General features: G+C 71.4%; 11 protein-coding genes and 1 pseudogene. 5 read left to right on the top strand and 7 right to left on the bottom strand.

What is annotated here, in order from left to right:
* Positions 1-479 precede the first annotated feature (479 nt).
* The 5 genes and pseudogenes from ABZ464_RS08210 to ABZ464_RS08190 form a co-directional block, all read left to right on the top strand.
* A pseudogene (locus tag ABZ464_RS08210) lies at positions 480-887 on the top strand (histidine kinase); the annotation flags it as partial.
* A complete protein-coding gene (locus tag ABZ464_RS08205) occupies positions 884-1387 on the top strand; it encodes a roadblock/LC7 domain-containing protein (protein WP_359272644.1) in 504 nt (167 codons plus the stop codon). The pseudogene ABZ464_RS08210 and the gene ABZ464_RS08205, both read left to right, overlap by 4 nt.
* Positions 1384-1803, top strand: a complete 420-nt coding sequence (locus ABZ464_RS08200) for a DUF742 domain-containing protein (RefSeq protein ID WP_359272642.1) — start codon at positions 1384-1386, stop codon at positions 1801-1803. The genes ABZ464_RS08205 and ABZ464_RS08200 overlap by 4 nt, the downstream gene beginning before the upstream one ends.
* Positions 1784-2434 (top strand): ATP/GTP-binding protein, encoded by a 651-nt coding sequence (locus ABZ464_RS08195; RefSeq protein ID WP_358997885.1) that lies wholly within the window; start codon positions 1784-1786, stop codon positions 2432-2434. The genes ABZ464_RS08200 and ABZ464_RS08195 overlap by 20 nt, the downstream gene beginning before the upstream one ends.
* A gap of 66 nt (positions 2435-2500) precedes the next feature.
* The gene (locus tag ABZ464_RS08190; protein ID WP_359272639.1) at positions 2501-3754 is read left to right on the top strand and encodes a styrene monooxygenase/indole monooxygenase family protein; all 1254 of its coding nucleotides are present in this window, start codon (positions 2501-2503) and stop codon (positions 3752-3754) included.
* Here the strand turns inward: ABZ464_RS08190 and ABZ464_RS08185 are convergent.
* The 7 genes from ABZ464_RS08185 to ABZ464_RS08155 all read right to left on the bottom strand — a co-directional run bounded on the left by ABZ464_RS08185 (position 3751) and on the right by ABZ464_RS08155 (position 10474).
* Positions 3751-4845, bottom strand: a complete 1095-nt coding sequence (locus tag ABZ464_RS08185; RefSeq protein WP_359272636.1) for a C40 family peptidase — start codon at positions 4843-4845, stop codon at positions 3751-3753. The two genes, ABZ464_RS08190 and ABZ464_RS08185, sit on opposite strands and share 4 nt — an antisense overlap.
* A 115-nt stretch (positions 4846-4960) precedes the next feature.
* Positions 4961-5266 carry a hypothetical protein gene (locus ABZ464_RS08180; protein WP_359272633.1) on the bottom strand — a complete coding sequence of 102 codons (306 nt, stop codon included), beginning with the start codon at positions 5264-5266 and terminating at the stop codon, positions 4961-4963.
* A 14-nt stretch (positions 5267-5280) separates the two neighbouring features.
* The gene (locus tag ABZ464_RS08175; RefSeq protein WP_359272631.1) at positions 5281-5928 is read right to left on the bottom strand and encodes a helix-turn-helix domain-containing protein; all 648 of its coding nucleotides are present in this window, start codon (positions 5926-5928) and stop codon (positions 5281-5283) included.
* Between the two features lie 95 nt (positions 5929-6023).
* Positions 6024-6962, bottom strand: coding sequence for a diiron oxygenase (locus tag ABZ464_RS08170; protein WP_359272629.1), 939 nt, complete (start codon positions 6960-6962; stop codon positions 6024-6026).
* 76 nt (positions 6963-7038) lie between these two features.
* Complete coding sequence (locus ABZ464_RS08165; protein WP_359272626.1) at positions 7039-7575, bottom strand: DUF3291 domain-containing protein; 537 nt, start codon at positions 7573-7575, stop codon at positions 7039-7041.
* A gap of 45 nt (positions 7576-7620) precedes the next feature.
* Positions 7621-9078 carry a penicillin-binding transpeptidase domain-containing protein gene (locus tag ABZ464_RS08160; protein ID WP_359272623.1) on the bottom strand — a complete coding sequence of 486 codons (1458 nt, stop codon included), beginning with the start codon at positions 9076-9078 and terminating at the stop codon, positions 7621-7623.
* 16 nt (positions 9079-9094) lie between these two features.
* Positions 9095-10474: an FtsW/RodA/SpoVE family cell cycle protein gene (locus ABZ464_RS08155; protein WP_359272620.1), complete on the bottom strand. Its 1380-nt coding sequence runs from the start codon at positions 10472-10474 to the stop codon at positions 9095-9097.
* Positions 10475-10534: the final 60 nt, after the last annotated feature.

Below are 10534 nucleotides of genomic sequence, written 5' to 3'. Positions count from 1 at the left end.
CGGCAGACACCGCCGCCCGGACCGCTGGGTCGGCTGGGGTAGCCAGGACGGCAGGGGCCACCGGGTCCACTGAGACCGCTGGGCTCGCCGGGACCGCTGGGGTGGCCGGGACGGCAGAGACCGTCGGGACGGCAGACACCGCCGCCCGGACCGCTGGGTCGGCTGGGGTAGCCAGGACGGCAGGGGCCACCGGGTCCACTGAGACCGCTGGGCTCGCCGGGACCACTGGGGTGACCGGGACGGCAGAGACCGTCGGGACGGCAGAGGCTGCCGGGACGGCAGAGACCGTCCGGACCGCCGGGTCGGCTGGGGTAGCCAGGGCGGCAGAGGCCGCCGGGACCGCCAGGGCGGCAGAGGTCGCCGGGACCGCCAGGACGGCAGGGACCGCCGAGATCGGTGGGACCGCTGGGACCGCTGGGACCGCTGAACACCCGCCCCCGGCCACCGAGCGCCCCGCTTCGGAGGGTCAGGTCCCCGTCGCGGAGAGACCCGCCGAGACGACCATGGAGCTCCTGCTGCCGCACCCGCAGGGGGAAGCGGGCGGCGGGGCGGGCGGTACCGCCGAGCACAGCAGGGTTCCGGACGCGCCCGAGGCGCTCCTCGCCGATGAGGAGCCCGTCACCGACAAGGGCCTGCCCAAGCGGACTCCCAAGATCACTGTCCCCACCCAGGCCCCGCGCCGACTGACCGGTTCGGTCGACGCCGAGGCCCTCCGCCGCCGTCTGGGTGGCTTCCGCCGGGGGGCGGAGGCCGGTTACCGCGAGGTGGAGGCGGAGATCGCGGAGAAGACGGGCCAGAACAAGGTTCCGGCACCCGCGTCACCTCAAGATGCACACGCACACGCCGAAGAAGACACGGGGGGCACAGTCGAGGAGGCAAGCAGTTGACCGCGCCCAGTACCTTCGGACTGAGCAGTGAAGCTCGTAACCTGCACTGGCTGTTGACCAACCTCGTGGAGGAGGTCCCCGGCATCCAGTCCGTCGCCGTCGTCTCCTCCGACGGCCTGCTCCTGCTCTCCTCGGACCCCGGCCGCAACAACGAGGCCCGACAGTCCCGCAGCGACAAACCCACCGGCCCGCGCGGCTCCTCCGCCGACCTCGCGACCATCGTCTCCGGTATCGGCAGCCTCACCATCGGCGCCGCCAGGCTCATCGACTTCGGCGGGGTCAAGCACACCATGATCGCCATGGAGGAGGGCAGCCTCTTCGTGATGTCGATCAGCGACGGCTCCCTGCTCGGCGTCCACGGCTCCGCCGACTGCGACATGAGCGTGGTGGCGTACCACATGGCCCTCTTCGTGGGCCGCGCCGGACACGTCCTGACCCCCGAACTCCGCAGCGAGCTACGCCAGTCGCTGGAGTCGGCGTCGGCCGGGAGCGGCCGATGAGCACCGGGCCGGCCGGCAAGAAGCAGCTCCCCGTCCGCGGCGGCGACCGCAGGCCCGCCCGCGTCCGCCCCTACTCGCTCACCGGGGGCCGCACCCGCTTCGGTCACGTCCTCCTCGTGGAGACGTTCGTCGCGGCCCTCGAAGCCCCCGAGGACCGCAGGGAACTGACGAATGGTTCCCTCAAGTCCACGGTCATGCCGGAACTTCGGGCCATCGTCGAACTGTGCCGCCGCATGCGCACGGTGGCCGAGATCGCCGCGCTGCTGAAGATGCCGCTCGGTGTGGTCCGCGTGCTGCTCAGCGACCTCGCGGACCAGGGAAAGATCCGTGTGTACGGCACCGGTACCGCTCACGGTACGGGCCGTCCCGACCGCGCTCTGCTGGAAAGGGTGCTGAGTGGACTCCGTCGTCTCTGACGCCGCCTCCTCCTTTGGCGTCACCCCCCTCGTCGCCCCCGAACCCGACGAGCCCCTGCAGCCCTGGCAGACGGACCGCACCCGAGCCCCCATAGCCACCAAGATCGTGGTGGCGGGCGGCTTCGGCGTCGGCAAGACCACCCTCGTCGGCACCGTCTCCGAGATCGAGCCCCTCCAGACGGAGGCGCTGATGACCGAGGCGAGCGCGGAGACCGACGACCTCTCGGGCACGCCCGAGAAGACGACCACCACGGTCGCCATGGACTACGGCCGCATCACGCTCGACGACGACCTGGTGCTCTACCTGTTCGGCACGCCCGGCCAGCAGCGGTTCTGGTTCATGTGGGACGACCTGGTGCGCGGCGCGATCGGCGCGGTCGTCCTCGCCGACACCCGCCGGCTGAAGGACTCCTTCCCCGCGCTGGACTACTTCGAGAGCTGCGGGCTGCCGTACGTCGTCGCGGTGAACCACTTCGACGGCAGCGAGCTGTTCGAGCCCGCGGACGTGCGGGAGGCGCTCACGATCCCCGCGCACATACCTGTCATGATCATGGACGCGCGGCGCCGCATCTCCGTGATCGAGACCCTCCTGGCCCTGGTGGGCCACGCGCTGGACGAAACCCCCGAGTAGTCCCCCTTGAGCAATCCCTCCTTGAGCAATCCCCCCTGAGCAGTCCCCTTTAGGAGCCCTCCCCGCATGCGGAAGATACTCGTCGTAGGAGCCGGCCAGTCCGGTCTCCAGCTCGCCCTCGGCCTCCAGTCGCACGGGTACGAGGTCACCCTGATGTCCAACCGGACGGCGGACGAGATCCGCTCCGGCCGGGTCATGTCGACGCAGTGCATGTTCCACACCGCCCTCCAGCACGAGCGCGATCTCCAGCTGAACTTCTGGGAGTCCCAGGCCCCGAAGATCGCCGGACTTGGCGTCTCGGTCGCGGCCCCCGGCTCGCACGACCCGGGCCCGACGCAGCGTGCGATCGACTGGGTGGGCACCCTCGACGGGTTCGCGCAGTCCGTCGACCAGCGGGTGAAGATGGCAGGCTGGATGGAGACCTTCGCCCAGCGCGGCGGCCAGCTCGTCATCCACGGCGCGGCCGTCTCCGACCTCGACTACTTCTCCCGCGCCTACGACCTCGTCCTGGTCTCGGCGGGCAAGGGCGAGCTGGTGTCGATGTTCGCCCGCGACCCCGAGCGCTCCCCGTACACCGAGCCGCAGCGCGCGCTCGCGGTGTCGTACGTCCACGGCATGGGCCCCCGCCCCGAGCACCCGGACATGGAAGCGGTCCGCTGCAACCTGGTCCCCGGTGTCGGCGAACTGTTCGTCATGCCGACGTTCACCACCTCCGGCCGCGCCGACATCCTGTTCTGGGAGGGCGTACCCGGCGGCCCGCTCGACGTCTTCAACGGCGTCAAGGACCCGGCGGAGCACCTCTCCCTGACCCTGGAACTCATGGAGAAGTTCACGCCCTGGGAGTACGCGCGAGCGACGAAGGTCGAACTCACGGATGCCGGTGGCACGTTGGCCGGACGGTATGCGCCGACCGTGCGCAACCCCGTCGGCCGGCTGCCCGGCGGCGGTCTGGTGCTGGGCGTCGCCGACGTCGTGGTCGCCAACGACCCGATCACCGGTCAGGGCTCCAACTCCGCCTCCAAGTGCGCGGCCGCCTACCTCGCGTCGATCCTCGAGCACGGGGAGAAGGAGTTCGACGAGGAGTGGATGCAGGCCACCTTCGACCGTTACTGGGAGACGGCCCGGCACGTCACCAAGTGGACCAACGCGATGCTGGCGCCGCCGCCGGAGCACATCGTGAACCTGCTGGGGGCGGCGGGGCAGCTGCCGGTCGTGGCTGATCGTTTCGCCAATGCCTTCAACGATCCGGCCGATTTCGAGAACTTCTTCTACGAGCCCGAGAAGACGACCGCGTATCTGGCAGAGGTCACGGGGGGCTAGAGCCTCGCATCCGGGCGTACTGCTCCCAGGATCGGGTTCGATGCGATCGGGGAGATCTTGATCTTCTCGCCTGTTCTGGGGGCCTGGACCACCATTCCCTCGCCCATGTACATCGCCACATGGGTCGCCTCGGGGAAGTAGAGGACCAGGTCTCCGGGGCGCAGGTCCTTGAGGGGGATCCGCGGGAGGTGGGCCCACTGCTCCTGGCTGGTGCGGGGGATGGGGGTGCCCGCCTGGATCCACGCCTGTGAGGTCAGCCCCGAGCAGTCGTACGACTTCGGGCCCTCCGCGCCCCATGCGTACGGCTTGCCGATCTGACGGACGGCGTAGCGCAGCGCCTCGTCGCCCTCCCGCGAGGGCTTCTGGTCGTCCTTGAGCGCGCCGGACGCGATCAGCTTCCGCTGGGCCTGAGCCACCCCGTCCTTCTCCAGTTCGGCGATCGCCGCCAGCTGGGCCGCGGTGAGGGAGGCGAGGAGTCTCTCGACGTCGTCCAGGCGACGGCGGACGTCGTCACGCTCCTTCTTCTTCCGCTCGGTGAGCGTGAGTTGGCGGTCGAGGGCGGTGCGCGCCTCGCGGGCCAGCCCGTCGGCCCTGCGCTCGCTGCCCTCCAGCCGGCCCACCGTCTTCGCCCGCTCCCGTGCCAACCGACGGATGACATGCCCCTGGTCCAGGGCCTGCTGCGGGTCGCGGGCCAGCAGCAGCCGGACGTACGGGGAGATGTCGGCGCTGTTCTGATACTGCTGGCGGGCCAGCCGCCCGGCCGCGCCCCGGCTCTCGTACAGGGTCAGCCGGGCCTCGGCCAGATCGGCGTCCAGGCGGTCGGTCTCGGACCGCCGCTGCCGGAGGGCTTCCTCGGTGGCGTTGTAGACCTCGGTCGCCTTCTCGGCCTCCCGGTACAGCCGCTGAAGGTCCGTCAGCAGCTCGGCCACGGTCTGCCCGCCTGGCGGGGCCGGAGCCGGGGTCGGGGCCGGAGCCGGGGCCGGGACCGACGGTTCCGGTACGGCGACGGCGACACCGCCCGCCACAGCGGTCTGCGCGGCCAGCGCCGCCGTAACGACCGCACAGGCCAGACGCAGCAGCCTTCCTGACACGTCATCACCTCCGCTGCGGGGGAGGTGACCCGGGTGGCCCCTCGATCCCGCAGGGTGATAATGAGACATATGCGTCGAGATCGCTCGCCGGGTTGCTCGGTTCGGCCCAGCCGCGTCACCCTTCGGTGTCGTCCCGGCGCTTCTCCGGCGTGGTGGGTTCCGGTTTCGACCACGGCCACCTCGGGCCGCCGCCCGCCCCGCCCGCGGGGTCGTACGTGTACTTCCACCCCTGCTGGAGCCCCAGCCGCTTGCTGTGCCCGCGAGGCACCCGCCGGTACACCAGGACCGTAGGCGGGCCGCCCGCCGCGTCGGGGACCGGGATGCGGTACGTCTTCGGCGGTTGCCCGGTCATGCCCAGCAGGACCGGCAGCACCCGGCCGTCCATCGGGCCGCCCTCGAAGGGGGTGTCTTCGCTCTTCACGGCACCAGTGTCGGTCAGTCCGCCGCGCTCAGCGCGTCCCGGACCAGCGCGGCCGTCTGCGGATCCCGGCCCGCGGTCACCGTGAGGACCGCCACGAACTGCTCCATCAGCCAGTCCCGCAGCTCCTCGGCGGGCGGCTCCTTGCCCTCGTCCAGCCAGATCAGCGAGGCCGCCTCGACCGCGGTGATCCACATCCGCACGGTCATCCGCAGCCGGGGGCCCGGATCGGCGACACCGAGATGGCTGTAGATGTGCTCGGCCGCGGAGCGTCGTACGCCGTCCACTATGGCCGTCGTACGAGAGGTCTCCACCACGCTGCCGCCCTGGAGCAGGGCGCTGAAACCGGCGTCGTGGCGGGCGACGAAGCCGAGGTAGCGGTCCAGGGCGCGGGCGAGGCGGGGGAGGAGGGGGCCGTCCTGGGGCTCGTCGAAGCAGTGTCGGAGTTCTTCGGCGGCGGAGCGGAGCGCGGCCTCGTAGAGCTGCTGCTTTCCGCCCGGGAAGTAGCGGTAGACCAGTGGGCGGGACACCCCGGCGGCCTCCGCCACGTCGTCCAGCGAGACATCCTCGGGGAGGCGGTGGGCGAAGAGGGAGAGCGCCGCGTCGAGGAGTTGGGTGCGGCGCTCTTCGACGCTCAGGCGGCGGTAGGCGGGGGCGGGGGTCATGTTGTGCAGGGTAGTTCTTTGGGGTCGTCGCTCGGGTGCGGCTGTGTGGGGGCTGGTCGCGCAGTTCCCCGCGCCCCTGACTTGCGTAGCTCGTCCTATGCCAGCAAGCCCGACGACCTCCACAAGCGCCGCCCCACGCCCCGTAGGACCCCTATGTCGTCCAGGAAGTCCGTCAGACGTTTCGCCCCCGTCTGCATGATCTCGCGGCGGTGGGCGCTCGCCTTCACCTGGGCCATTGCCTCGCGCTTGTCCAGGCCGACGTTCGGGTAGACGTCCGGGTTCACGAAGGCGACCGAGAAGATGCGGGCGAACTCGCCGGATGTGACGCGGGTGAACTCCTGGGACCATCGGGGCGCGGTCACCATCTGGCGGCGGAGTTCCTCGCGGGCGTACCGGACGTGCCGGGCCTCCTCCACCACGTGGATGCGGGTGACGCCCCGGATCAGGGGCTGTACGCGCTCGTCAGGGAAGGTCAGGCGCTGCATCCAGTCGAGGACCTCCTCGCCGAGCAGGGTCGCCGTGAAGGAGCCGGGGGTGGTGGAGACCGTCTTGAACAGACGGCCCATGTTCTGGTGGACCCGGCTCACCGGGTACCAGGGAGTGCCGCCCCGGGCGATCAGCCGGGCGAACATCTTCGAGTGCCGGCACTCGTCCTCGATCTCGGTGAGCGCGTACCGCACATGCGCGCTCGTCGCCGCCTTGTCGTAGATGTGCCGGACGAGCAGCTGCATCAGGATGATCTCGAACCAGATCCCCAGGGAGGCCAGCGCCGCCGCCTCGTGCTGCGCCAGCAGCATCCGCTGCTCCTCGCCCATCCGCTTCCACAGCGGAGTGTCGTACAGCGACACCAGCTCCGGCGGCCAGAACCACTTGCCCTCCTCGAAGGGCGCGTCCCAGTCCAGCTCCTCGTCGGGGTCGAAGGAGTGCCTGGCGGAGGAGGCGAGGAGCCGCTCGGCCACCTGTTCGCGGTCCTTGAGCAGGCCGAGCGCGTCGCGCGGACCGGTCGGCGCGTCGGCTTCCGTGAGGGGTGTCATGGCTCTTATGAGACTGCTTGTCAGCAAGGACGTCAATCCCTTGTGCGCGGGGAGTACGGTGCTGCCGTACCGACGCCTACGGCGTCGCCCCGCAGCCGAGGCCCTCGGGCACCTCGAAGCTCATCGGCTCCGCGCCCTGGGGCGGGAACGAGGTGCGCAGCGTGAAGGCGTACGGTGTCGGGCCGTTGGTCCGCAGATGCAGCAGACGGGCCTCCGCCTCCGCGACCGTGGGCCGGTGGCCCGCCGGCACCCACCACAGGGTGGCCATCGCCTCCCGCACCCGCTCGAACCACTCCCGCCGACGCGCGAGCATCTCCCGGTGCTGCCCCTGGTACATGTACGCGGTCAGCGCGTTCGTGTCCCGCCACACCGACATGTTGACGATCAGCCACGCGTCGCCGAAGACCTCGATGCCGGTGGCGTCGCCCTCCTCCGACTGGAGCCGCCAGACGAACCCGTCCGCGGCGTCCGCGTCCGCGTTGACCGGGTCGAGTGCGTCGACGAAGTCCTTCAACTCCGGTGAGTCCAAGGGGAACTTGAGGCGGGCGATGTTGACCTGGGCGAGTTCGAAGGCGGCGGGTTCCGTGGTCTCTGTCCTCGTGGCGTCAGTCATGCGCGAACCGTAGGACGGACCTGTCCGCTCCGGAAACCCCCCGTCTCACGTACCGAGCACCGCCGCCATCACCGCCCGCGCGATCGGCGCCGCCACCCCGCCCCCGGTGATCTCCCCGCGGTTCGCCGAGCCGTCCTCCACCACCACCGCCACCGCGACACTCGGCTCGATGTCCCGCCGCCCCTGCGCCCAGGAGACGCACCAGGCGTACGGCGTACCGGCGTTGCCGATGCCGTGCTGCGCGGTGCCGGTCTTGGCGCCGACCCGGGCGCCGCGGATGGCCGCCCTCGTCCCCGTGCCCTCGCGCACCACGTCCTCCATCAGCTCCCGCAGCCGGACGGCGGTCGACGGGTACATCGCCTGCCGCGCGGAACGGGAACCGGCCGTGCCCACCGTGGCGCCGCCCCGCCGTGTGGTCCGCTCCACCAGATACGGCTCGCGCACCTGGCCCCCGTTGGCCACCGCCGCCGCCACCATCGCCATCTGCAGGGGAGTGGCCCGGGTGTTGTACTGCCCGATCGACGACAGCGCGAGCTGCGCCCGGTCCAGCGAGGTGTCGAAGGTGCTGGTGGCCACCGAGAACGGGATCCGCACGTCCGTGTCGTTGAAGCCGAACGCCTGCGCCGTGCGCGACATCCGGGCCAGCCCCACCCGCACACCGAGCTTGGCGAACACGGTGTTGCACGACCACTCGAAGGCCTCCCGCACCGGGGCGTCGGCGCAGCCGTCGCCCGAGTTCGTCAGCAGGGTCGTCGTGCCCGGCAGCCGGTACGGCACGGGCGAGTCGGTCGGCTCGTCCAGATCCGTGATCACGCCCGCGTCCAGCGCCGCCGCCGCGGTCACCACCTTGAAGGTGGACCCCGGCGGATACGTCTGCCGCACCGCCCGGTTCAGCATCGGCCGGTCGGGATCGGCGTTCAGCCGCTCCCAGGCGGCCTCGGCGCCCGGATCGTTCCCGGACAGCAGCGCGGGGTCGTACGACGGACTGGACACCAGCGCCAGCACCCGCCCCGTCGCCGGGTCCACCGCGGCGACCGCGCCCTTGCGGCCGTCCAGCCCCGCGTAGGCCGCCCGCTGGGCGCGGCGGTCGAGGGTCGTGACGACGTTCCCGCCGGGCGGGCGGCCGCGCGTCACGTCGTTCCAGAGGGGGAGCGGCGCGAGCATCGGGTCCACACCGGAGAGGAGGTCGTCCTCGGCGTGCTCCAGGAACGTCGTCCCGTACTCCTGCGAGGCGAAGCCGGTCACCGGCGCGTACAACGGCCCCTCGCGGTACGTCCGTTCGTAGCGCAGCTGCTCGCCGGTGTCCCGGGAGCCGGTGACCGGGGCGCCGCCGACCAGGATGTCGCCGCGCGGCTGGCCGTAACGGGCGATGGACTCACGGCGGTTGGCCGGGTTGCCGTCGTAGACGGCGGACCGGACGACCTGCACGCGCAGGGCGTTGACCAGCAGCGCCAGCAGGAGCAGGGCGCAGAACATGGCGGCGTGCCGGATGTGCCGGGTCACTTCGGTGCTTTCCCTTTCATGGGGCGGTGCTGCCGTCGTACTGCCGTCGTGCCGAGTCGCTCACCCGGATCAGCAGCGCCACGATCGCCCAGTTGGTGACGACCGACGAGCCGCCCTGGGCGAGGAAGGGCATCGCCATGCCGGTCAGCGGGATCAGCCCGGTCACCCCGCCCGCGATGACGAACACCTGGAGCGCCACGATCGAGGCGAGCCCGACGGCGAGGAGCCGGCCGAACGGGTCGCGCAGGGCGAGGCCGGCCCGGTAGCCGCGCTCCACCAGCAGGCCGTAGAGCAGGAAGAGCGCCGAGAGGCCGGCGAGACCCAGTTCCTCGCCCGCGGTCGCCAGGATGAAGTCCGACTTCACGGCGAACCCGATGAGGACGGAGTGGCCGAGCCCCAGCCCGGTGCCGAGCACCCCGCCCGCGGAGAAGGCGAACAGGGACTGGGCGAGCTGATTGGGCCCGAGGCCCGCCTCGATCGACGCGAACGGGTGCAGCCAGTCCTGGATCCTGCCGTGCACATGCGGTTCGAGCCGGCCGACGGCCACCGCGCCGAGCGCCGCGAGCAGCAGACCGACCGCGATCCAGCCGGTGCGGCCGGTCGCGACGTACAGCATGACCACGAAGAGCCCGAAGAAGAGCAGGGAGGTGCCCAGATCCCGCTCCAGGACCAGCACCCCCACGCTCAGCAGCCAGATCGCGACGATCGGACCGAGCACCCGGCCGGTCGGCAGCTGCATGAACCAGATCTTCCGGCCCGCGTACGTCAGCGCCGTGCGGTTCGCCGCCAGGTACGCGGCGAAGAACACCGCGAGCAGCACCTTCGCGAACTCGCCCGGCTGGATGGAGAACCCGGCGATCCGGATCCAGATCCGGGCGCCGTTCACGGCCGGGAAGAGGATCGGCAGCGTGAGCAGGGCGAGCGCGGCGACCACGCTGACGTACGCGTACCGCTGGAGCACCCGGTGGTCGCGCAGGGCCGCCACGACCAGGATGAAGAGCGTGATGCCCAGGGTGGACCACACCAGCTGGGTGGGCGCCGCCCGGTCGCCCGGTGTCTCCAGGTCCAGGCGGTAGATCAGCACCAGCCCGATGCCGTTGAGCAGGACGCCGATCGGGAGGGGGAGTGGATCGGCGTACGGAGCGCGCAGGCGCACGGCGAGATGTGCGACCAGCGCGAGCACGCCGAGCCCGGCGCCGTAGCCGGCGGCGCCGGGCGGGAGGGTGCCGTGCCGTGCGACGCCGACCGCGCAGTAGCCGTACACGGACAGCAGGACGGCCACGACGATGAGGGCGAGCTCGATGCCGCGGCGCCGGGGGAGGCGTACGGCGGGGGAGGGTGCGCCGGCCGCGGCGAACGTGGTCGCGGTTTCGGCTCCGGCTCCGGCACTCGTCATGTCCGGAACCTACCCAAATGATGCCCCTTGTGAGCCTTATGAGCCGTGGGAGTGAGGGTG

The sequence above is a fragment of the Streptomyces sp. NPDC005820 genome (genome assembly GCF_040630255.1).
Classification (GTDB): domain Bacteria; phylum Actinomycetota; class Actinomycetes; order Streptomycetales; family Streptomycetaceae; genus Streptomyces.
The sequence above is the reverse complement of the archived record's forward strand: the minus strand, read 5'-3'. Positions and strand labels throughout refer to the sequence as shown.

Coding starts and splice junctions, on each gene's coding strand:
- ABZ464_RS08170 (WP_359272629.1), bottom strand. CDS start 6,962: ATGACACCCCTCACGGAAGCCGACGCGCCGACCGGTCCGCGCGACGCG.
- ABZ464_RS08165 (WP_359272626.1), bottom strand. CDS start 7,575: ATGACTGACGCCACGAGGACAGAGACCACGGAACCCGCCGCCTTCGAA.
- ABZ464_RS08190 (WP_359272639.1), top strand. CDS start 2,501: ATGCGGAAGATACTCGTCGTAGGAGCCGGCCAGTCCGGTCTCCAGCTC.
- ABZ464_RS08175 (WP_359272631.1), bottom strand. CDS start 5,928: ATGACCCCCGCCCCCGCCTACCGCCGCCTGAGCGTCGAAGAGCGCCGC.
- ABZ464_RS08155 (WP_359272620.1), bottom strand. CDS start 10,474: ATGACGAGTGCCGGAGCCGGAGCCGAAACCGCGACCACGTTCGCCGCG.
- ABZ464_RS08200 (WP_359272642.1), top strand. CDS start 1,384: ATGAGCACCGGGCCGGCCGGCAAGAAGCAGCTCCCCGTCCGCGGCGGC.